Annotated in this window: 9 protein-coding genes and 1 pseudogene; 6 read left to right on the top strand and 4 right to left on the bottom strand. The window is 43.5% G+C overall.

The annotated features are described in order from the left end of the window. Positions 1-5 precede the first annotated feature (5 nt). The 4 genes and pseudogenes from dnaE to PSM36_RS16225 all read right to left on the bottom strand — a co-directional run bounded on the left by dnaE (position 6) and on the right by PSM36_RS16225 (position 8,460). Positions 6-3,749, bottom strand: a complete 3,744-nt coding sequence (dnaE, locus tag PSM36_RS16240) for a DNA polymerase III subunit alpha (RefSeq protein WP_076931801.1) — start codon at positions 3,747-3,749, stop codon at positions 6-8. A 304-nt stretch (positions 3,750-4,053) separates the two neighbouring features. Then, entirely contained in the window at positions 4,054-5,193 is a 1,140-nt protein-coding gene (locus PSM36_RS16235; protein WP_076931800.1) for an ATP-binding protein, read from the bottom strand. A 633-nt stretch (positions 5,194-5,826) separates the two neighbouring features. After that, positions 5,827-5,928, bottom strand: a pseudogene (locus tag PSM36_RS17785) (nucleotidyltransferase domain-containing protein); the annotation flags it as partial. Between the two features lie 144 nt (positions 5,929-6,072). Continuing rightward, complete coding sequence (locus PSM36_RS16225; protein WP_076931798.1) at positions 6,073-8,460, bottom strand: ABC transporter permease; 2,388 nt, start codon at positions 8,458-8,460, stop codon at positions 6,073-6,075. Positions 8,461-8,631: 171 nt separating this feature from the next. Here PSM36_RS16225 and PSM36_RS16220 point away from each other — a divergent pair, with 171 nt between their 5' ends. From PSM36_RS16220 to PSM36_RS16195, 6 genes are all read left to right on the top strand, one after another. Further along, positions 8,632-9,795 carry an IS4 family transposase gene (locus PSM36_RS16220; RefSeq protein WP_076928794.1) on the top strand — a complete coding sequence of 388 codons (1,164 nt, stop codon included), beginning with the start codon at positions 8,632-8,634 and terminating at the stop codon, positions 9,793-9,795. A 121-nt stretch (positions 9,796-9,916) separates the two neighbouring features. Further along, complete coding sequence (locus tag PSM36_RS16215; RefSeq protein ID WP_083711105.1) at positions 9,917-14,080, top strand: hybrid sensor histidine kinase/response regulator transcription factor; 4,164 nt, start codon at positions 9,917-9,919, stop codon at positions 14,078-14,080. 125 nt (positions 14,081-14,205) lie between these two features. Further along, entirely contained in the window at positions 14,206-17,070 is a 2,865-nt protein-coding gene (locus PSM36_RS16210) for a TIM-barrel domain-containing protein (protein WP_076931796.1), read from the top strand. Next, positions 17,067-19,586, top strand: coding sequence for a glycoside hydrolase family 2 (locus PSM36_RS16205; protein ID WP_076931795.1), 2,520 nt, complete (start codon positions 17,067-17,069; stop codon positions 19,584-19,586). Before PSM36_RS16210 ends, PSM36_RS16205 begins: the two co-directional genes overlap by 4 nt. A 120-nt stretch (positions 19,587-19,706) precedes the next feature. After that, entirely contained in the window at positions 19,707-22,880 is a 3,174-nt protein-coding gene (locus tag PSM36_RS16200) for a SusC/RagA family TonB-linked outer membrane protein (RefSeq protein WP_076931794.1), read from the top strand. Between the two features lie 19 nt (positions 22,881-22,899). Continuing rightward, positions 22,900-24,573: a RagB/SusD family nutrient uptake outer membrane protein gene (locus PSM36_RS16195; RefSeq protein ID WP_076931793.1), complete on the top strand. Its 1,674-nt coding sequence runs from the start codon at positions 22,900-22,902 to the stop codon at positions 24,571-24,573. The last annotated feature ends 54 nt before the right edge of the window (positions 24,574-24,627 follow it).

Below are 24,627 nucleotides of genomic sequence, written 5' to 3'. Positions count from 1 at the left end.
ATTTATTAGTTGATTTTAAAGTCGATAGATAAGTTATTCTTTAAGTAATCGATGAATCTTTTATTTACTTGAATTTTGGCTGGTCGTGAAAACAGCTGAATTCTCATGTGTGGTTCTTCACCAATAATTTGGAAATATAACAATGAATTTCCGGAATTGTTTTTTACAAGTGCCGATAATTCAGCCACGGAGGTGTCATCTATTTCTGAAAGAGGAATTTGCAGAGTGATCTTCGACACCAGCTTGTCTTTCACTTCGGATAACAGGGAAATGGAGGATATTTTTACTTCCATCTCTCCCTCCCGGTAACGTTTGGGTTGTACTTTCCCCTCAATATAGATAGAGAGTCCGATACGTGCGTATCTGCCGAAGTTTACACTGTCTTCACTGAAAAGTGCGATCTCATACTTACCGGCATAATCTTCCAGTTTGAAGATAGTGTAAGGCGAGCCTCTTTTGGTTTGTCCCTCGCGTACTGCTGTGACGATACCACCAAAGGTGATATCTTTCCCATTGAGCGAATCGAGATCCTGTAATTGCTGTGTGTCGGCATTACATACATACTTGAGAATAAACTCATATTCATCTAACGGGTGTGCCGATAAATAGATACCAATCAGTTCCCGTTCTTTGTTCAGCCTTTCCAGATCCGACCAACGGGCAGCCTGGGGTATTTCGGGACGGGCTATCTGGAAAGAGGTATCGTCGCCGAAGAGCGAATTCATTGCTTCAATCTTGTCTTGTTGGTATTTATTGCCGTAACGGATGAGGGTCTCCAGAAAATCCTCACCCTTATTGTTCTGCGCTACAAATTGTTCCCTTTGGATGCCCGGGAAAGAGTCAAAGGCCCCGGCCATTGCTAACGCTTCGATATTCTTTTTATTACAGGAAGAGAGGTTCACTCGTTCCACAAAATCGAAAATGTCTTTATAGCGGCCGTTCTGCTTACGTTCTGCAATGATATCGTTTACCGCATTTTGTCCCACACTCTTAATGGCTGCTAATCCGAAACGGACATCACCTGCATCGTTGACAGAGAATTTCAGCATCGACTCATTCACGTCGGGTGGTAATACTTTGATGCCCATCGCCATACACTCATCCATGAACTTGGTGATTTCTGTAATGTTGTTCAGGTTATTGGAGAGTACCGCCGCCATGTATTCCGACGGGTAATTGGCTTTGAGCCATGCTGTCTGGTAAGCTACCCACGAATAACAGGTTGCGTGCGATTTATTGAAAGCGTAGGATGCGAATTTTTCCCAGTCATTCCATATCTTGTTGAGCACTTTGGCATCATACCCATTTTTAGTACCTCCTGCGATGAATTTTTCCTTCAGCGCCGTCATCTTGTCGATCAGCTTCTTTCCCATCGCCTTACGCAACTCATCCGATTGTCCACGAGTGAAATTGGCGAGCAAACGGGACAGGAGCATCACCTGTTCCTGATAGACAGTAATTCCGTAGGTCTCATCCAGGTATTTCTCCATGATAGGGATGTCGTACGCAATCTCCTCCCTGCCGTGCTTACGGGCCACAAAAGAAGGGATATAGTCCATTGGACCCGGACGGTAGAGGGCATTCATCGCTATCAGGTCTTCAAACTTACTGGGTTGCAATTCTTTGAGATACTTTTGCATACCTGCCGACTCAAACTGGAAGGTACCGGTGGTCTGTCCGTTGCAATAAAGCTTGTAAGTAGTCTCATCGTTCATATCGATGGCATCGATATCCACTTTTATACCTCGGTTCTGTTCGATGATGGAAACCGCATCTTTAATAATGGAGAGGGTTTTCAATCCAAGGAAGTCCATCTTGATCAATCCTGTCTCCTCGATCACAGACCCTTCATATTGTGTTACCAACAGTTTCTCTTTGGTCTCTTTATCTTCTGCCGTACTGATGGGGACCACATCAGAGATGTCAGTCTGGCCGATGATTACACCGCAGGCATGCACGCCCGTGCTTCGTACGTTCCCCTCGAGCATTCCGGCATACTTCAGAGTGCTTTTTACCAGCGGATCGTTACTTTGGGCGGCCTCTTGCAGCTCAGGCACATTCTCGATTGCTGCTTTCAGGTTGATTTTTTTGACGTTAGGTATCCTATCGGGCACGAGTTTGGCAAGCCGGTTCGATTCGGACAAAGGTAACTTGTGTACACGTGCCACATCCCGGATAGACGATTTGGTCGCCATCGTACCGTAGGTAATGATATGAGCTACCTTCTCACTGCCATATTTTTCCGTCACCCAGCGCAGCACTTTCCCTCGGCCTTCATCATCGAAATCGATATCGATATCAGGCATCGAAATTCGGTCGGGGTTCAGGAAACGTTCGAACAGGAGATTATATTTCAGCGGGTCGATATCGGTGATCCTTAAACAGTAGGCTACCGCTGATCCCGCGGCCGATCCACGTCCCGGGCCGACAGCCACATCCATTTCCCGGGCCGCACTGATAAAATCCTGCACGATCAGGAAGTAGCCGGGAAAACCCATAGTCTTTATGGTCTCCAATTCGAATTCGAGTCGCTCCTCTACTTCCGGAGAGAGCGTATCTCCATATCTTTTTTGAGCACCTTTTTTAGTAAGATATGCAAGATAGTCGGCTTCCAACTTGATACGAATCACTTTATCATAGCCTCCCAGGCGATGGAAATTGGCTTCGCCGAATTCTTCGATCAATTCCCTTTCTGAATATTTTTGTTTATAAATCTCTTCGGTACCGAATGTAGGGTCAATAGGGTAGAAAGGCATCAGTGCAGCGTGGTCTATGGAGTAGGACTCTATTTTGGCCGCTACCTCTAGCGTGTTGGTCAACGCTTCCGGGATATCAGCAAAGATACGGTTCATCTCGGCTGTAGTTTTTAACCACTCCTGCTTGGTATATCGCATCCGGTTGGGGTCATCAAAATCCTTTCCGGTACTCAGACAGATCAGCCGGTCGTGTGCATCGGCATCTTCTTCATTCACGAAATGGACGTCGTTGGTCGCGATTATCTTCACATCATATTTCCTGGCGATACGGATCAGTTCCTGATTCACCCTCTCCTGTTTGGGGTAGGTGGTCTGGTCGGCATCAACCCTGTCGGTCTTATGTCGTTGGAGTTCTATATAGTAATCTTCACCGAAAATGCCTTTGAACCACTGTACCGCCTCTTCAGCTTCCTGTATCTGTCCGCTGTCGATTTTCCGGGAGATTTCACCGCCAAGGCAGGCTGAGGAGACGACCAGTCCTTCGTGGTATTGTTCCAACAGTTCCTTATCGATACGTGGACGGTAATAAAACCCTTCGGTCCAGCTCTTGGAGACCATCTTGATAAGGTTTTTATACCCTTGCAGGTTCTTGGCGAGCACGACCAGATGCCACCCGCTTCCGTCGATCTTCTCCGACTGCAGGTGGCGGTTACGGCGTGCCACGTAGCATTCGCACCCCACTATCGGTTTAAAAAGCTTGTTTTCCGTCTCGGTGAGTTTTTGACGGAGTTGCCCGATCTTCTCTCCACTTTCCCCTTTCTTCTCCAGATCGCTTATCTCGCTCTTTATTTTTTTTATTTCTGCGTTTACCGGAGCATTTTTCCTGGCAGCATAATTGAGGAATTCCTTGATGCCGTACATGGCACCGTGGTCGGTCAGCGCCAGCGCTTTCATACCGTCTCCCACGGCTTTATCAATCAGGCGCTGTATGCTTGCCTGCCCGTCGAGCAGCGAGTACTGCGAGTGAACGTGTAGATGTACAAACGGATACATATATTTAGTCGATTTATTTTTATATCTGAGTAGGGCAAATATAGCGAAAGCCGAAAGGTAAGCCAAACTTGTTTTAGCTTACCTGAGGCACATCCTATATTCTACAAATATACGGAAAATCGGCCAAGGTTAGTGGAGTTATTGTCAGAAGTTATCAACGGGTGATGACATCTATTTTTGTAAATTACCAAATATCAGAACTAAGAGCGAAGAACTAAGAATTTTCTTCCATACTCGAAATATTTACGGTAAAGGTGGGAGTTTAAGTATAGCGTTAGATCCCGAAAAGTTTCATTCCGGGATTTTAGAGTTTGTTCATTACGAATTCTTCAAAATTCTCTCGACTGATTACCTCTGTCTTGTTATTTGGATATGCTTCCAGAAAGGAGTTGGCAAAATTTACTTTTTGTGTTCTCCACTTCAATTCGAAAGCGTTTAGCACTCCGTCTTCTTCTTCGATATAATCAATTTCCGCTTTATCATGCGTACGCCAAAAGTATGTATTGGCATATCGTCCCTGATAGTGATTGTTTTTTATCCGTTCAGCAATCAGGAAGTTTTCCCACAAAGCCCCTTTGTCTTGCCTAAAATCAATACCCGCGAAGTTGTTTATAAGTACATTGCGTATGCCGTTGTCATAAAAGTAATATTTCTTACCTTTTTTGATTTCATTGCGCAGGTTTCTACTTAACGCAGGTAATTTAAATATTATAAATGCTTTTTCCAGTAAATCAAGGTATTTCTCAATTGTTGCAGTATCTATATTACCGATTATTCTGGACAGTTCGTTGTAGCTGACTTCGCTCCCAACTTGAAAAGCCAAAGCCTGTAGGAGTTTTTCTATATGTGTAGGTTTACGGATATTATCCAGTTTAAGAATATCTTTGTAGAGGTAACTGTTAGCTATCTCAATAAGTATACTCTTTTCATCCCCCGGATTGTTTACTACTTCAGGATACGAACCAAAAATCAGTCGTGTGTCTAAGAGTCTTTTTGCTTCCAGAATTGATTGTCCTCTTGATATCTCCTTATAACTAAGAGGATAGAGATAAAATGTTCTCTTTCTTCCCGTGAGAGGTTCTGCCATTTTATTTTGCAAATCAAAAGAGGAGGATCCGGTAGCAATAATCTGTATCTCAGGGTCGGTGTCGTAAATCAATTTTAATTTCTTGCCAATATCTGAAATCTGTTGGGCTTCGTCCATGACAACCAGTCTGTTCTTTTTCCCAATAAGTTGTAGGAGTTGTGTGCTGGTAGTTGCCGTTTCAAAAGCCTGCAAAATATCAGCTTCATCTACATTCAACCAGACATGGGAAACATCGATTTTAGATAAAATCTCTTTGAGTAGTGTTGTTTTCCCCACCTGACGTGCTCCTAAAAGTAATATAATCTTACCTTTAAAGCATGCATCTAAAATATTTTGTTCTAAATCCCGGTGAGTCATAATCCATAATTTTTTAGACTCAAAAGTAATAAAAAATATTGCTAATCGAAAATTTACGCCTAATTTTTCGATTATAATCTGTAATTTACGCCTAATTTTTCGATTATAATCCTATATTTCGGGGTTGGTCATTTTTATAACTTGTAAAAATGCAATCATTTTTCATGTTCGTTTCATATGGCTATTCGATATAGAATTCCGCATACGTTTTGTATTTCTCATTGGTTCTCTTAAAATCAGGTTTTATGTACTCCATGACAATTGTATGTCTACCTTTTGAAAAGAAATTCCAATGGTTGAAGTGTCCTTGTTCAACATTTGTCGACGCACCTGGATTTAGTGTGTATTCTATGTCGGTAAATATCAATATATACTCTTTGTTGTTATGAGTTACAGATTTCGGCAAAGACAATTTTCGCCATAGACACTAGTCGTGATCAAAGAATTCAATATGATATCGTGCTCCCGTCGAGATTGTATCATTTGTATTGTTTGTTATGTTTACCTTTATTTTCTCGGGAAGTGCGGAAAGCTCATAAACCCTTGTATCCGTAGATAATATTACCCTACTGTTGATGTCGTCCGGGATTTTAATTGGTTCAGGCATTCTAAGAAGAAATATGGTAGCCCATAAGCGGTGCCTCGTGCTTCTGAGCCATAAAGAATTACTTCTGCATCGGGAGCAATCCGTTGTAGAACCTTTTTTATAGCCTGTACTATTTCGGGGCGTCTCATTTTATCCGTAATTAATTGGTTGTAATGATAATATTTTTTTTAAACTGTACAAAGAATCCCTATACTACGATTTATAATTTTACTTTCCCTCCCAAAGTATTAATTAAACGTTATGGAAATAAAATATGTTTTCTCCTAACTATATCATTCACTCTTGACCACTTCTGCAGGATTTTGTATGGATGCCCGCCAGCTTTGCCACGATACGGAAGCGACCGACAATAACAGTACAGCAATGCCTGCCAGGGCGAATATCCACCAGTCCAGTGTGGTTTTATGGGCGAAGTTGGCCAACCATCGCTGCATCACCCACCAGGCAAGTGGAGAGGCAATGATAAAAGCGATGATGATCCTGTAAATGAAACTCATGTTCAGCATCCGGATAATCTGTCCGGGTTCTGCTCCATTCACTTTTCTGATGGCGATTTCTTTCCGTCGCCGTTTGACGATAAACGCCATAAAGATGATCAATCCCAGGTTGGCAATAATAAGGCACAATAGTGAGAACAAGTTAACAAGCCGCCCGGCATTGAACTCATTTCGATAGACTTTCCCATATACATCCTGTAGGAAACTGTAATTGGCAGGGTAGTCGGGATTTACCTTGTTCCATACTTCGTTGAATATCTTTAGTCCTTCTTCCTCTTTACCCGGCGCAAATTTCAGCATAAAACAGTGCCGGAACATTTGCCGTTGCATGATCAATAGCGGGATGGACTCTTCGTAGATATTGATATAGGTAAAATCATCGGTTACGCCGCAGATAGAGCCTTTGTGGATATAATCGAGAGTGCCTTGCGAGAATTGGATGGTTTTCCCGATTGCCTCTTCCGGTGAGTTGAATCCCAGCATACCGAGCGCTTTACGGTTGAGCATATATTGTTCCGTTAAATCGGTTGGGATTTCTTTGCCCATGACGTGATCCATCAACATGTCGAATTCTTCCTTATAAGTCATTTTATAGGGATAGAGCACCTTTCCTGCAATGGGTCTTATCCCGAAAAAAGAGAAAAAATCTTCGCCGACCAACAGAAGGGGCAGAGATACAGGTTCACTTTTACCTTCTACTGTAACTCTGACACCATCGCGAATAGCGGTGCCGGGCAACTGAAAAGCAGTAGTGGCCTGCTCTATCTCAGGTTGTTTCAGGAGTTCTGTTTTCAATAGTTCGTAGCGTTCTTTTACATCTTCGGGTTGTTCCTCAATCACCAGAATATTCTCAGTCTTACCGCCGACTTGCGTTGTTTTTATCAGGTTGATCTGTTTCGATATGCCGAATGAAATGATCACGATAAATATCACAATCGCGTATTGTACCACAAGCATATACCGGATATTGGTAAAGGAAAAACGTGTCGGACTAAGGCTACTTTTGGTACTGATAAACATCGTGGAGGAGATGCTTGCCAGCGCGGGAATAAGTGATACAAACAAGGTTAGTCCCAAGAAACAGAGAGTCAATCCTAATGTCCCATATGACAAAAACTTGAATGTAGGGAAATGCAGTATAGGCGCAAGATAGTAGGCTGCCATTCCTCCAAGTAGGATAGAGAGCAACCCGATCAGAAAGGCCGGTATCACTTCGTTATAAAAGATGGTAGAAGCATCAGCGCCATTCAACCTCAATAGTTGATAATATCGATTGTTATAAGAGAATAACAGACTGTGATTCAGCCATAAGTTGAAAAGCACCACTACCAGCAATAAGATATTGGCGCCTGCAATCAGATAGATATAATAGATATTTCCATTGAATTCCATTTCCCGTTGTGCCCGGCTATGGAGGTGGATATCGGTCAGTGGCATAAAATGAACTGTCGCCTTTTCCGGAAGATCTTCGAATGCGTCATAGTGGACTTCAATCTGTTCTTTCACTTGTAAAAGGTCGTTGTTGTCATTCAGTAAAAGGTAAACATATGTCCATTCGGGTACATCATTTCTGCGGTGAAAGAGTAGATCGGTATGAAAATGGGAGTTCTCGGGAAAATCGTTGAAAACACCACTCACAAAAAAAGTCTTTGAATCTACTCTTCGTCCTTCCAGAGAGAGTTCTTTTCCGATAGGATTTTCGTCACCTAATAGTTCTTCTGCCAATGATTGGCTGACAAGGATACTCTCCGGTGATTTCAGGACATGTGAAGGCTCACCCATCATCAAGGAATAGCTGAAGACTTCAAAAAAATTGGGTGAAACCGCATAAAAGTCATTGATAACCCGTTTCTCGCCCTTATAAATCAATATACCTGTATTGGCTTTGGAGATGGATACAAATTGATCAATTTCTGCAATCTTCTCCAGTTCCGATTGCACGTCTTGTAAATAGAGTCGTCCATCTATGGGTTTGTCTCCATATTGTATAGACAGCCGCACGATCCGGTCGGCGTTTTCATTGAAACGGTCATAACTCAACTCTTTGCGGATATATTGATATGATAGGAGCAGACAAGAAAAAATTACTGACAACCCCAGCAGGTTGACGATGCGCAAAGACTTACTTTTCGTAAGACGACGAAAAATGGCTGCTATATTCATGTTTTTTTATTTTAGACGCAAGAATCAAGACTTTATCAATTGACAACTGACAACATTAGTGTCCACTAAAAAATCATAATAGTTCTTTGAAATTGTTGATATTCAATTTATTGTATCCGATTTTCGAGTCAACGGATTTGAATTTATCTTTGCGGTCAGAATCAGACCGTTATGCATAAAGACCCATTCGTTTTCTCCCAATTAGTCCAGTTCATGGATAGGAATCACTTCAATTACCTTGTACGCAAGTATGAAGGTGATAGATACGTCAAGAGCTTTACCTGTTGGAATCAGCTACTTACGATGATGTTCGGGCAACTGACCAACCGCGAAAGCCTCCGCGATCTAATTGTAGCGACCGAGGCGCATAGCGGCAAACTTTACCATCTTGGAATGGGAAAGTCGGTGACCCGAAGCAATCTTAGCAAGGCTAATGAGCAGCGCGACTATCGTATATTCGAGGACTATGCCAAGTTCATGATCAACGAGGCAAGGAAGCGGCGGATTGACAAAATCTTCGAGCTTGAAGGGCATGTCTATGCGTTCGATTCGACTACGATTGACCTGTGTCTGTCGGTGTTCGAATGGGCTAAATTCCGTAAGCATAAAGGCGGCATCAAGATGCACACGCTTTACGATATAGAGGCTCAAGTTCCTGCTTTCGTGCATATTACTCCGGCAAACGTACACGATTCCAAGGCTATGCTTGAGATACCATACGAGCCAGGGGCCCATTATATTTTCGATCGCGGCTACAACGATTACGGCAACCTGTACACTATTCACCGCACTAAAGGATTCTTCGTTCTGAGAGCCAAAAACAACGTCCAGATGAAGCCGAGAACTTGGAAAAGGCGACTTGCGCGAGGCATCGTTTCCGACATAGTCGGCACTTTCACCGTGTATAAAAGCACCAAGGTTTATCCGGAGGAACTGCGAAAGGTGATTTGCATCGATCCTGAGGATGGTAGCAAATACATTTTTCTTACCAATAATCTGACAGCCACGGCCTCTCTGATTTCGGAACTTTACCGCAATCGGTGGAGTGTGGAACTATTCTTCAAATGGGTGAAGCAACATCTCCGAATCAAGAAGTTCTGGGGTACATCAGAGAATGCCGTGCGTGTCCAAATCTATTGTGCAATAATTACTTATTGCCTTGTAGCAATAGTTCAACACGGCATGAAATTGGAACGCAGCATCTACGAAGTCCTTCAAATTCTTGGAATCTCGCTTACCGACAAGACCCATTTGCGGGACTTGTTCGACAAAAAGAATATCAATGATGTCAAAGATCTCTATGGTTCGAGTGAACTAAATTTATTCAACTTTTAACCGTGTCCAATTTTTAGTGGACACTTGTGTAATTGTATAAAGAACAAATAATTTTTTATTATGTTTGTGAAGAAAACAATCAGTGATTTGAGGAAAACTGTTCGGTATAAAGATTGAACCAATGAAGAGATTATTCCGTCTTATTTTACTTTTTCCCATTTTTCTCTGGTGTCACCCATCTCTTTGGGGACAATCTTCATTTCTCTTTAAACAACTGGAGGTTCGTGACGGACTTTCCCATAATCAAATTAATCATATTTTCAAAGACAGTAAAGGTTTTATGTGGTTCTCCACCGCATCGGGTTTAAACAGGTATGATGGATATAAATTTAAAGTGTTTTTTCACAATCCGAGTGACAATTATTCATTACCGGATAATTGGGTCAGCAATGTACAGGAAGATATAAACGGACGGCTTTGGATCCATACAGCTGATGGATACGTAGTGTTCAATCCCGACAAAGAAAAATTCGAAAGGAGTCAGATTCTGTTAAATGAAATGGGCATAACAAAGCCGGTCGATCTTATCTTTATCGATAAAGATAAAAATATGTGGTGTTATGCAAATTCATTCGGATTTTACAAGTACCAGCCGGATACAGGCAAATCGGTATTCTTCCCTCAAAACGGGCAAACGGGACAATTAAGCAGCGGGATTATTACCGATATAAAAGAAGCGGAAGAGAGTTATCTGTTTGTTTTTCAATCCGGCCTTATTCAATATATGGACAAAAGCAGTTTACGGATCACTTATACAGACAACTACATTCAACAACAACAGAAAGGCAATGCCCATAATTATCAGGCCTTTGTCGACGCAGACAACGACGTATGGATCTATTCCGATATACCGCTTGGAACCTGGTTATACCATTCCCGGCAAAAAGAATGGAAGCATCTGGGATCAAAACAAAGTGACTTTCCATTTTTATTGTCAAGTGACATGATCCAGGATATTATCCAGGATCCCAACGGGCTGATCTGGATGGCAACCGACCATGGGGGAATAGATATTATCGATAAAAAAACCAACACGTTGACAAATTTGCGGAACCTGCCTTACGACAAACGAAGCATTGCGCACAACAGCATTAATTGTATTTATCCCGACAATACAGGTATCATCTGGATCGGCACCTATAAAAACGGAATATCTTACTACAGCGAAAGTATTTACAAATTCGGCATTGAACATCTCAATTATTTCAAAAAGGTAGATAACTTCAAACCCGATGTAAATTCCATTATTAAAGATGAAAAAGGAAGTATCTGGGTCGGCACAAACGGAAGCGGATTGGTCCGTTTAGATACAAAGACCGGATCATATCATATTTACAGCCATGATCCGTCCGACAATTCCTCTCTGACCAATAATGTGATCGTCAGCCTGTGTGCTGCCAAAAACGGAAAGTTATGGATCGGCACCTACCTGTCGGGGATGGATTGCTTCGACGGAAAAGAGTTTATTCACTATCGCCATGATCCAAACGACCCGAACAGTCTTGCCAACGATAATGTCTGGTCAATTGTTGAGGACAGATCCGGAATGATCTGGATCGGGACATTGGGAAGTGGACTGCAAAAACTCAATCCGGATAACAGGCAATTCACCACATTCAATAACAGTACACAACAACAACTATCTTCGGAATATATATCCTCACTTTTTTTGGGTACAAACGATAAATTAATTCTCGGAACAGCCATCGGAATTACAATCTTCGATATACAAACCGGACATTCAGAGATCTTAATGGGCAACCGCAAAGGGGATCAGTCCTTTACCAATCTGAACGTGAATCAGGTGTATGAAGACAGCCGCGGACTTATTTGGGTGGGAACCCGGGAAGGGTTGAATATCTGGGATCCCAAACAGGATAAAATCACCCAATTGTACAAAAGCGACGGACTTACCGATAATGTGATCTCAGGAATTATTGAAGATAACCAGCATAATATGTGGATCACTACTTCTAACGGCGTATCCAATATTATTATCCATACCGATTCAAAAACCGATGAATATCATCTTTCTTTTGTGAATTACAGTGAAGTGGATGGCCTGCAAAGCCACGAATTTAATTTACGGTCAGTATTCAAATCTTCCGATGGAGAAATTCTGCTTGGAGGGACCAACGGATTCAATATATTTAATCCGAAAAATATCCGCTATAATACTTCACAACCCAAAGTCCTTTTTACCGGATTGAAACTTTTCAATGAGGATGTTTTGGTCGGAGTAGAATATAACGGGAATAAGATCCTGTCATCGGAGCTGAATCGGGTAGAAGAAGTCACCTTCAAATACGGGCAAAATGTTTTTTCGGTCGAATTTTCCGCCATGAATTATGTGCTCCCTGAAAAAACAACCTATGCCTATATGTTGGAAGGATTTAATACGGATTGGTTATTAACCGACCATGGCGTCCACAGTGTTACTTACACCAATCTCGCCCCGGGAAAATACACTCTTAGGGTAAAGGCCGCAAACAGTGACGGCTTTTGGAGTGAAGAATCCACGGCGCTGCAAATCCGTATAAAACCTCCATTCTGGTTGTCTGCCGGCGCCTATATCTTCTATGCTTTTCTTCTGATCTCTATCCTGTTACTGGCCCGGTATATGATCATAAGAAACGAACAACAGAAGTTTAAAATGAAGCAAATAGAACTGGAAGCACAACGGAAACATGAAATGGATGAAATGAAACTTCGTTTCTTTACCAATGTCAGTCACGAATTGCGCACACCTCTGACATTGATCATATCTCCGTTGGAAAATATGATGAAGTCCGTTGCCGATGACCATCAAAAACACCAGCTTTCTTTGATACACAAAAATGCCATACGACTGTTGAATATGGTGAACCAGTTACTGGATTTCAGAAAAAGCGATGTGAATGAACATTCCCTGAATTTATCCTATGGAGACATTATCTCGTTTTTGAAAAACTCCTTCACCTATTTCACCGAATATGCGGAAAAGAAGAATATCCGGTTGACCTTTTTCTCATCGGTAGATGAGTTGAGAATGGTATTCGATGAAGACAAAATGAGAAAGATAATGATGAATCTTCTCTCTAACGCGATAAAATTTACCGAAAAAAACGGAACTGTGGATGTGTTGGTAAAACTTTTACCTAAAAACGGAGAGACCGATCCTGAACAAATAGAGATAAGAATAATAGACACTGGTATTGGGATAAAAGACGACGAGAAAAAGCGGATCTTTGAACGTTTTTATCAGGGAAAAACAAAAAACGAAGATTTTCCCGGAAGCGGTATCGGATTACATATCGTAAAAGAATTTATTTCTATTTGTAAAGGAACCATTCACGTATACGACAACGCGCCCAAAGGAAGTATGTTTGTTCTTCAATTTCCGGTTGACAGGCTGAAATATATTGTTTCACAACCCGAAGTAACTAAAGAGAAACAGATAGAAAACCCGGGAGATGTGGTAAGTACCGGGGAAAATGACGAAGCCCCGGAAAGGAATGAAATACGGATCCTTTTAGTGGACGATAACGATGATTTCCGCTATTTTATGAAAGATACGTTGAAAACAGAATTTTCGCTACTCGACGCATCCAACGGGAAAGAAGCATGGGAAAAAATTCTTGAATTTTCTCCTGACATCATTATCAGCGATGTGATGATGCCCGAAATGGATGGATACGAACTATGCGAAAAAGTAAAAAATGACGTACGCACATCGCATATTCCCCTCATTCTACTCACGGCACATACAGCCCAGGAACAGGAACTTCGGGGACTTGAAACCGGTGCCGACGATTATATTACAAAACCGTTTAATTTTGATATTTTATTGCTGAGGATTAATAAAATACTGGAGTTAAGATCCTATCGTCAAAACAGATTCAAAAATCAAATAAAAATCGAACCTGCTGAAATAACCATCACTCCGTTGGATGAAAAATTAATTAAGAATGCCATAAAATTGGTAGAGGATAATATTGACGACAGTGAGTTTTCGGTGGAAAGGTTAAGTAAAGATCTGGGGATAAGTAGAGTACATCTTTATAAGAAGATGATATCCGTCACCGGAAAAAGCCCCATTGAGTTTATCCGTATCATCCGTCTTAAACGGGCGGCTCAATTATTAAGGGAAAGCCAGTTAAATATCTCCGAAATAGCATACCAGGTGGGATTCAACAATCCTAAAAGCTTCAGCAAATACTTCAAAGAAGAGTTTGATATTTTACCCTCTCAATACCAAAATAACCCATCCTTATACTCCGATAATAAACCCGAAACACCCCTGTAAACATTTAACATCCTTTACAGAAACAAAACCACCCCCTCTGTTATCAAAAACAATATCAAGCGCTAACACAGAGAAGGCGTCCACATGTATATCATGATTAATTTTACAAAAAATAATTATAATACATGGAGCGCATTTTTTTTATATTATTCAGTACCCTCTTTTTTTTCTCCTGCACAACAGCCGGTTTGGAGAAGACTCAAAATGGAGTGATCGTCCATATTAAACAAGAGAACAGTTCGGGAGTGAAAACAATCCGGTTGAATGTAGTCAACGAGAAAATTATTCATGTTTCGGCAACACCGGAAAAAAAATTCTCTGACGATAAAAGCCTGATTATAAAACCCGGATTAAAAATGTCGGATAATTTCAAGGTAGAAGAGAAAAAGGAGATGTTTATCCTTTCCACCGATTCTCTGGATGTGACTGTTCACAAAACTACCGGGGAGATAATATTCCTCAATAAGAAAGGTGAGTATATTCTTCGGGAAAACATAGGTGGAGGAAAAACATTTACACCAATAGAAGTAGAGGGAACAAAGGGCTATACAGTACATCAGTTGTTCGAATCGCCTGACGATGAAGCCTTCTACGGCCTGGGACAGCATCAGTCCGACGACTTTAATTATAAAGGAAAGAACGAATCGCTTTTCCAGTACAATACCAAAGTATCGGTACCTTTTGTCATTTCCAATAAGAATTATGGAATAGTATGGGATAATTATTCCCTGAGTAAATTCGGCGATGTACGCGATTATGCAGATTTGGATCAGTTCAGGCTCTACGGAACCGATGGGTCGGAAGGAGGACTCACTGCCGTCTACTCAAAGAAGAGGGATCCGAGTCAAACAATTGTACGTAAAGAAAACAAGCTTGATTATCAGTTTATACCGCTACTGAAAAATTTTCCCGAAGGTTTTGACCTGAATCATTCCAATGTTGTCTGGAGTGGCGAAATAGAAGCTCCCGAAAGCGGATTATACCGTTTCTTTCTCCATTATGCCGGTTACACCAGGGTATATGTAAACAATGAACCGGTGGTGGAAGAGCGTTGGCGCACCGCATGGAATCCGAACAGCTATAAATTCGAATATAACTTCCGGGAAGGTGAGAGAGTGCCTATACGGATAGAATGGGAACCCGATGGCGGGGTATCCTATATTGCCTTAAAAGTGTTGAGTCCGGTTCCCGATGAAGAGCAGAATAAACTCTCGCTTTGGAGCGAGATGGGAAACGGCATCGATTACTATTTTGTGGCGGGGAACAGTATGGATGACGTCATCAGCGGCTACAGGACCCTGACCGGAAAATCGCAGATCATGCCAAAATGGGCGATGGGGTTCTGGCAAAGCCGGGAACGTTACAAAACCCAGGATGAACTGCTGGAAACCCTTGCTGAATTCAGAAAACGAGAAATCCCCATTGATAATATCGTACAGGATTGGAGCTATTGGCCGGAAGCGGAATGGGGAAGCCACAAGTTCGATAAGGAACGATTCCCTGATCCAAAAGGGATGGTCGACAAAATACATGAAATGAACGCACGGATCATGATCTCGGTATGGCCCAAATTTTATATGAATACCGACCATTATAAAGAATTCGACAAAAACGGGTGGATGTATCAACAGGCAGTAAAAGACAGTATCCGTGATTGGATCGGACAAGGCTATATCGGCTCATTCTATGACGCATATGCCGAAGGTGCACGCAAACTATTCTGGAAACAGCTCGAAGAAAACTTATATTCATTGGGTATCGATGCCTGGTGGATGGATGCTTCCGAACCAAATATCCAGGATAATACCGACATGGATTACCGGAAGAAGCTGTGCGGCCCCACTGCACTTGGTTCTTCCACAAAATACTTCAACGCCTATTCGCTGGTAAACGCCGAAGCCATTTATGACGGACAACGGAGTGTAAACCCGGATGACCGTGTATTTTTATTGACACGCTCCGGTTTTACCGGTATCCAGCGCTATTCAACCGCGGTCTGGAGCGGGGATATCGGTACCCGCTGGGAAGACATGAAAGCGCAGATCTCGGCCGGGCTCAATTTTGCTTTATCCGGCATACCATACTGGACAATGGACATCGGTGGATTTTGTGTGGAAAAAAGATATGAGCAGGCACAGCATTACTACAATGCTACAGGGATTGAAAATGAGGATTTGAAAGAATGGCGTGAATTAAATGCCCGCTGGTCGCAATTCGGAGCTTTTGTCCCGTTATTCAGGTCTCATGGGCAATTCCCTTACAGAGAGGTGTTTAATATTGCTCCAGAAGACCATCCCGCCTATCAATCCATGGTCTATTACAATAAACTCCGATATCGTTTGATGCCCTATATCTATTCATTGGCTGGAATGACTTATTTCAACGATTACACCATCATGCGCGCACTGGTGATGGATCACGGCAAAGATCCGGAAGTAAATGATATCGGCGACCAGTATATGTTCGGGGATATGTTGATGGTTTGCCCTGTGTATGAATATAAGGCAACCGGCCGGGAGGTTTATTTCCCTGCTACCACCGGTTGGTACGATTTCTATACCGGAAAATTCATTGATGGGGGACAAAAACAACGGGTGGATGCACCGTATAGCCGTATACCGCTGTTCGTGAAAGAAGGGGCTATTATCCCGTTCGGCCCTGAAATCCGGTATTCCGATGAGAAAAAGCCTGAACATATCACATTGTATGTATTCGCAGGTAAGAATGGAACTTTTTCGCTTTATGAGGACGAAGGCGTGAATTACAACTATGAAAAAGGAGCATATGCGATCATCAGATTTAATTACGATGATGCAACCAAAACGCTCGTAATAGGTGACAGGGAAGGATCGTTTGAAGGAATGCTGCAGGAACGCAGGTTCAATGTAGTCTATGTCGATAAAAACAGACCGCAGGCCGTAGACCCCGATGCAAAAGGCATTGAAGTCGTTTATACGGGTGCGGCACAAAAGATACCTTTAGAAAAATGAAAAACGCTATTGCCATACTATTATTGCTCGGCGTTGTTTTTACCGGATTCAATGCCTGCCGGAATGTCGACCGGAACCCTCGCAAAACAGAAAGTTTCAACGATGGTTGGCGTTTTTATCTTGGGGATCTTTCCGATGCAAGCGATCCTGTATTCGACGATAACGGTTGGAGGGAACTGGAGTTGCCCCACGATTGGGCGATTGAAGGTGATTTCAGTGAGGATCACCCTTCCGGAAGCGGGGGTGGAGCCCTGCCCGGCGGAATCGGTTGGTACCGGAAATCGTTTTTCCTCGATCAATCCTATGAAGGAAAAAAGATATTTGTTGATTTCGACGGAGTCTATATGAATTCCGATGTATGGATCAACGGCATCCATCTCGGGCATCGGCCGTTTGGCTATATATCGTTCCGGTATGACCTGACTCCCCATTTGAAATTTGATACGGAAAATGTCATAGCGGTACGGGTGGACAACAGTGAGCAACCCAATTCCCGTTGGTATTCGGGATGCGGTATTTATAGGAATGTATGGCTGACAAGTGTCGATCCGGTGTATGTTGATCTGTGGGGAGTATATGTAACGACGCCGGAGATTACAGAGGATAATGCCGTTGTGAATGTAAAAACAACCGTTAAAAACGAAATGCCACAAGAAGTGAATCTAAAAACTGAGACATCTATTGTAGACGGTTCGGGCAAACAGGTCGCTTCGGCTTCGGTCTCCGGCACACTGGCTGCCGGCTCTTCCAAAGAGATCGAACAGGATCTCTCCGTGCGGGAGCCGGTATTGTGGGCACTTGAAAATCCCTGTTTGTACGAGGTAGTCACCCGTATTTTCGTGGACGACAAACAGACCGATGAATATGTAACCCCGCTCGGGATCCGCTATTTCACGTTCGACGCGGAAAAAGGATTCTTCCTTAACGGTGAATCGACGAAGATAAAAGGAGTCTGCCTGCATCACGATTTAGGATGCCTCGGTGCGGCCGTCAACACAAGGGCCATTGAACGGCAGCTCGAGATACTCAAAGAGATGGGTGTGAATGGTATTCGTACTGCGCATAATCCTCCCGCACCGGAACTGCTCCGGCTATGCGACAGGATGGGATTCATTGTCATGGATGAAACCTTCGACATGTGGCGTAAACGAAAGACCACATACGATTACTCACGCTATTTTAACGAGTGGCACGAAAGAGACCTCACAGACCATATTCTCCGTGACCGTAATCATCCCTCGGTATTTATGTGGAGCATCGGGAATGAAGTCCTTGAACAATGGACCCACGCCGAAGCCGATACACTCGATATCCAGCAGGCTAATCTCCTGTTGAACCTTAAACGCGATGAAACGGCACTGGCGGGGACAGATGGGGAGACGATGAGTGTGAATGCTCTCCTGACAAAAAAACTGGCGGATATCGTAAAAAGTTTGGATCCGACCCGACCCGTGACAACCGGAAACAATGAAACCAATCCGGCCAATCACCTCTTCAGATCGGGAGCGCTCGACCTGATCGGATTCAATTATCATGGATATGACTATAAGAACGTGCCGGAGAACTTCCCGGGAAAACCGTTTATTGCAGCGGAAACCACTTCAGGACTGATGACCCGCGGTTATTACCGGATGCCAAGCGACTCCATGTATATCTGGCCGGTACGTTGGGATATCCCGTTTACCGATCCTTCCTATGCCTGCTCTTCCTACGATAATTGCCACGTCCCTTGGGGATGTACGCACGAGCAGGCATGGAACGACGTGAAAAACAGTGACTTCATTAGTGGAATGTATATCTGGACAGGTTTTGACTATCTCGGCGAACCGACCCCTTTCTGGTTTCCTGCACGGAGTTCTTATTTTGGCATTGTGGATCTGGCGGGGTTCCCGAAAGATGTCTATTACATGTATCAATCGGAATGGACCGATAAAGAGGTATTGCATGTTTTTCCGCACTGGAACTGGCAACCGGGAGAAACTGTGGACGTCTGGGCCTATTACAGCAAGGCAGATGAAGTGGAGTTATTTTTGAACGGCGTCTCTCAGGGCATCAAAAGAAAAGAGGGCGGCAAGCACCATGTCTTTTGGCGACTGGCTTATGAAACCGGCACAATAAAAGTGATTTCCAGGAAAAATGGAAAAGAGGTATTATCGAAAGAAATAAAAACGGCCGGAGAACCGTCGCAGATCCGTTTAACGCCTGACAGGCGTGTGATCAGGGGCAACGGACAAGATCTTAGTTTTATTACAGTGGAAGTTTTGGACAAAGAGGGCACTATCTGCCCTAATGCAGAGAACCTGATCCGTTTCAACCTGTCGGGTAACGGAAAGGTCGTCGGTGTGGACAATGGGAACCCGACAAGTATGGAACGGTTCAAAGCATCGGAACGGAAAGCATTTTATGGGAAATGCATGGTTGTTGTGAAAAGTGAAAAGAGAGAAGGAGTTATTCATCTGGCGGCAGAGTCGGATGGATTGATAAAAGATGCCATTGAAATAAAGGTGACGAAGTAATGTCGGAGACCGGCTATTCGTAATCTAATACGTATTATTTTTTATTGAGTTGTCAAGCCAAAGGGAATGACGACTAATACGCTTACTATTAAACTAATTAATTATTAAAGTATGATAAACATGAATTGCAAACGAAGTATAAATAATCATTATTTATACTGTTTATTAATCGGTGTGTCACTGATCTTGTTAAAACCGGTGACGCTGCATGCGGAACCTTTGCAAAATAATACCATTACAGGTACGGTGGTCTCGGCAACCGACGGGGAGCCGTTGATCGGGGTAAGCATTTTTGTGAAGGGGACAAATAACGGTACGGTAACCGATATCGATGGGAACTATTCGATCAACGTAAATACAGGGCAAACACTTGTCTTTTCTTACATCGGATTTATTTCCCAGGAAGTGACCGTACGTGAAAATGTAATCAATGTAAGCCTGGCAGAAGATACTGAAGTCCTCGAGGAATTAATTGTAATCGGTTATGGCGTACAGGCAAAGAAATTATCTACCGGGGCAACCATTCAGGTAAAAGGCGACGAACTGAATAAAATGAACACTATCAGTCCCTTGCAGGCCCTGCAAGGAAAAACTCCCGGGGTAAATATCACCTCTACCTCCGGACAACCCGGTTCGAATATGAAGGTGGTAATCCGCGGTTTGGGTACAGTCGGAAACCACAGCCCTCTCTACCTGATCGACGGAATTGGTGGAGATATATCAACCCTGAATCCTGCCGACATCGAGAGCATCGACGTTTTGAAAGATGCAGCATCTGCCGCTATTTATGGTGCACAGGCTGCCAATGGTGTAATCCTCATCACCACAAAAAGCGGAAGGGAAGGGAAAGCGCAAGTCAACTTCGATGCCTATTATGGAGTGCAAAATGTAGCCCGTAAAGCAGATATGTTGAATGCGACCCAGTATATGACTATCATGGACGAACAGGCATTGAACAGTGGTAATGCGGCTTATGATTGGAATAGTTTCCAATCTATTTATGATCCAGGCAGCAATCTCTATGATATCGACTGGGTGGATACGATGTTTAAAAAGAATGCAAAAACTGAAAGTTATTCATTAGGCATTACCGGAGGATCGGCCACTTCCACATACGCCATCTCATTGGGTTACTTGAATCAGGAAGGGATCGTTGGTGGTGCCGATGTCTCCAACTATGAACGCTATAATTTCCGGGTCAACTCCGAACATAAACTGTTTAACGGCTTCGTGAAAGTCGGCGAACAGGTGAGTTTCATATACAGGATAAATAATGGTATCAACGTAGGTAACCAGTATAACAATACGTTAAGAGGCGCTTTTGGTGTATCACCGCTGACCCCGGTTTATAGTGACAATAATATGTATGATTCACCATACAATGACACAAGCAACAGCGACTGGTATAACGGAGACGGTAACCCGTATGGTCTTATGATGACCAATACGAACAACGAAGACAAGGCAGGCACATTCAACGGTAACCTGTATGCCGAAATTGAGCCGATAAAGCGGTTGAAATTGCGTACTGTATTTGGTGCTGTCTACAATGCAAGTGAATACCGCAGCTTTACCCCTCTCTATCATTTCAGTATTTATAGCTATAACGATACCCGTACCAGTGTTTCACAGAATATGAACCGTGGACTCGGCATGACCTGGACAAACACGGCGACTTACGATTGGACAATGAATAACCATGCTTTCAATACATTGCTGGGTATGGAAGCCTATCGTTATGAAGGCACTTACCTGGGAGCGGGAAATGGCATATTGAAAGAAGGTTTCGACACATGGAAATATGCCTATATCGATAATGGAACGGCTTCTTCCAGTACGGATGGGTTAAGTGCGTCAGGCAACCCTCATGATGAATCGCGCAGTGTTTCTTATTTCGGTCGTTTGGGTTGGAACTGGAAAGAGACCTATATGGTGAATGCTACGTTACGTGCCGACGGTTCTTCCCGGTTTGCCAGAGGTAACCGTTTCGGATACTTCCCTTCTATCTCTGCCGGTTGGACACTTACCAATGAACCGTTTATGGAGAACGCTCCATCGTGGCTCAATTTCCTCAAGCTACGGGTCAGTTGGGGACAAGTGGGTAACCAAAACATAGCCAACTACCAGTATCTGGCTCCGATGAAAAACAGCAATACCCACTATCTGTTCGGGACAGGCGGATATAACGATGAGAATGCTGCGAAAGAACTGGCCACCAATTGGGGTGCATATCCCAATCGCTTAGCCAATGAAAATGTAACGTGGGAAACCTCCGAACAAGCTAATATCGGGTTGGATGCCTACTTGCTCAACACCCGCCTTGGAGTAAATCTCGATCTCTATACGAAAAATACCAAAGACTGGCTGGTTCAGGCACCTATCCTGGCGACAGTAGGCGCGGGAGCTCCTTATATCAACGGTGGTAGTGTAAAGAATAGCGGGATTGAACTGGCATTGACCTGGAACGATCGTATAAACAAAGACTTCAGTTATAATATTGGGCTGAATGGTGCCTATAATAAAAACACAGTAGGAGAGATCCCTACCGAAGACGGTATCATTCACGGACAAACCAACCAGTTATATGATAATACCCCCGAATTTTATCGTGCGGAAAATGGTAAACCCATTGGGTATTTCTGGGGATACAAAACAAATGGCCTGTTCCAGAACGAACAGGAAATCACAGATTGGATCGCTGCCGGTAACGGTGTACTCCAGAATGATGTAAAACCCGGTGATGTGAAATATACCGACGTGAATCATGACGGTGTAATCGACGATAACGACAAGGTAAATCTGGGTAAAGGAATGCCCGACTTCACATTCGGTTTCAATCTCAGTTTCGAGTACAAAGGTTTTGACTTTTCTGTTTTCACCAGTGGTGCTGTAGGTCAACAGATTGTACAGTCTTACCGGTCACACACAAATAAGTATGCCAACTATACAACGGCAATTCTTAACCGTTGGACAGGTGAAGGCACAAGCAATAAAATTCCCCGCGTAACAGAACAGAATATCAACTGGCAGTTCTCCGACCTCTTTGTGCACGACGCAGACTATTTACGTATCAGTAATATCACCCTTGGTTATGACTTTTCCAGATTTATCAAACAGAAGTTCATCAGCCAGGCGCGTATTTATACCCAGGTGCAAAATGCCTTTACATTTACAAAGTACGAAGGTATGGACCCGGAAATCGGCTATGGTGTCGACGGTTGGGTAACAGGTATTGATGTAGGATACTATCCTCGTCCAAGAACAATCCTTTTCGGTGTAAGTCTTAAATTCTAATTAACTAATGGATAATAAAATGAACAAGATGAAATACAATATAGTAGTAGCAGTCATACTCTCCCTGATGCTGGGAATAGCCTCCTGTACCGAAAGCTTCTTGGACGTAGAGTCCAAAACGGAATCTACTACCGGTACATCCTATAAAAACGAGAAAGATGCCTGGCGCGCTTTGATCGGTTGTTACGACGGATGGCGTCAGACCTCCTCGGCTATACAGGTGGGTTTCTATCTGGGTGCTGAAACTATGGGCTATGAATGCTTCGGTGGAACCGGCAATGCCGACGGACGTAACTATCAGGCCATTGACCGTTTCGACATCTCTCAATCGCCCGCCGACCTGAATATCTACGAAAATGATTGGAGGAACTATTATGCCGCGGTTTATCGCTGTAATGAATTGATATCCCGCGAAGAACAAATTAGCTGGAATGAGACAGACAGTAAACGTGGCACCTATATGGGTGAATGCCGCACCATCCGGGCCCTGCTTTATTTTGACATGGTTCGCCTTTGGGAAAATATCCCCCTGTTTGACGAACCGGTGAATGAGAACCGTCCGCAAGCTGATCCTTCGGATGTGTTTACACTTATCTTTGAAGATCTGAAGTATGCCATGCAAAACATCCCCGCAGATGCTTATCCCAAGGCAAATGCTTTGAGCAACGACGGCCATATTACTAAATATGCTGCTGCAGCGCTTTTTGCACGCGCATATCTTTATTATACAGGATACTACGGTACCGAGCCAGCAGGCGCCACAAAAGCGGAAGCCCTGGCTGCACTGGAAGAGATCATTTCTTCCAATGAATACAACCTCGTAGGCGAATTCAAGAACTTATGGCCTGCCGCATCGGCCGGTGTGGCTGAAATCGGTGATATGGAAACCCTGCTCGGAACGTATGCCGGTGATGGTAACAGCGAAACCATTCTTGTCATGAAATTTACCAGTTCGCAAGATTACAATGGGAATAACGACGGCAACCGTTGGCAGGTAATGGTCGGTATGCGAAGTCTGAATGCGCCCCCTTACGGAAAAGGCTGGGGAGGGTTGACTGTGAATCCGGCATTCGTAAGCGAATTCCAAACCGGTGATACTCGCCGTAGTGCTTCCATCATCGACGTGGTCGGCGAAGGTATTACCGGGCTTGCTGATTATGAAGCCAGCTACAAAGACCAACGTGAATATACCGGCTATGCCGTGAAAAAATATGCACCGCTCTGCTTTGCCGACGGGACTTCCGCATCGAAAGCAGATGGATCGGGCGATTTCCAGATTTCCAACCATCAGGATTATGTAATTATTCGGTATGCCGATGTATTACTGATGGCGGCCGAGCTGGGAAGCCCGAACGCACAGGCTTACTTTGACGCTGTTCGTAAGCGTGCTTATACTTCCGACGGCGTGCTTTCTTCTAATTACGCGGCACTTCCTGTAACCAAAGAGAATATTATACAGGAGCGCCGTCTGGAATTTGCGTTCGAAAGTATCAATTATTGGGATTTGCTCCGCCAGGGAATAGACTACGCAGCCAATAAACTTGCGGCTGAGATCCCCGTGTATAGTGGGGGTTCCCAGGATGTAGTCTCTATCAGGGCTGACCGGATCCGTGCGACGAAAGGTCTTAGTCAGATCCCGTATAATCAAATAACGCTGGCAAACGGTATGCTGGTTCAAAACCCGGGATGGTAATCGCCATCATTAACAATTAATACAGGAATGAATATGAAACGAGCATGATAACTG

This window comes from Proteiniphilum saccharofermentans (genome assembly GCF_900095135.1).
In the GTDB taxonomy this organism is placed as follows: domain Bacteria; phylum Bacteroidota; class Bacteroidia; order Bacteroidales; family Dysgonomonadaceae; genus Proteiniphilum; species Proteiniphilum saccharofermentans.
This window is presented reverse-complemented; position numbering and strand designations above follow the sequence as displayed.

Coding starts and splice junctions, on each gene's coding strand:
- PSM36_RS16205 (WP_076931795.1), top strand. CDS start 17,067: ATGAAAAACGCTATTGCCATACTATTATTGCTCGGCGTTGTTTTTACC.
- PSM36_RS16195 (WP_076931793.1), top strand. CDS start 22,900: ATGAACAAGATGAAATACAATATAGTAGTAGCAGTCATACTCTCCCTG.
- PSM36_RS16215 (WP_083711105.1), top strand. CDS start 9,917: ATGAAGAGATTATTCCGTCTTATTTTACTTTTTCCCATTTTTCTCTGG.
- PSM36_RS16200 (WP_076931794.1), top strand. CDS start 19,707: ATGAATTGCAAACGAAGTATAAATAATCATTATTTATACTGTTTATTA.
- PSM36_RS16220 (WP_076928794.1), top strand. CDS start 8,632: ATGCATAAAGACCCATTCGTTTTCTCCCAATTAGTCCAGTTCATGGAT.
- PSM36_RS16225 (WP_076931798.1), bottom strand. CDS start 8,460: ATGAATATAGCAGCCATTTTTCGTCGTCTTACGAAAAGTAAGTCTTTG.
- dnaE (WP_076931801.1), bottom strand. CDS start 3,749: ATGTATCCGTTTGTACATCTACACGTTCACTCGCAGTACTCGCTGCTC.
- PSM36_RS16235 (WP_076931800.1), bottom strand. CDS start 5,193: ATGACTCACCGGGATTTAGAACAAAATATTTTAGATGCATGCTTTAAA.
- PSM36_RS16210 (WP_076931796.1), top strand. CDS start 14,206: ATGGAGCGCATTTTTTTTATATTATTCAGTACCCTCTTTTTTTTCTCC.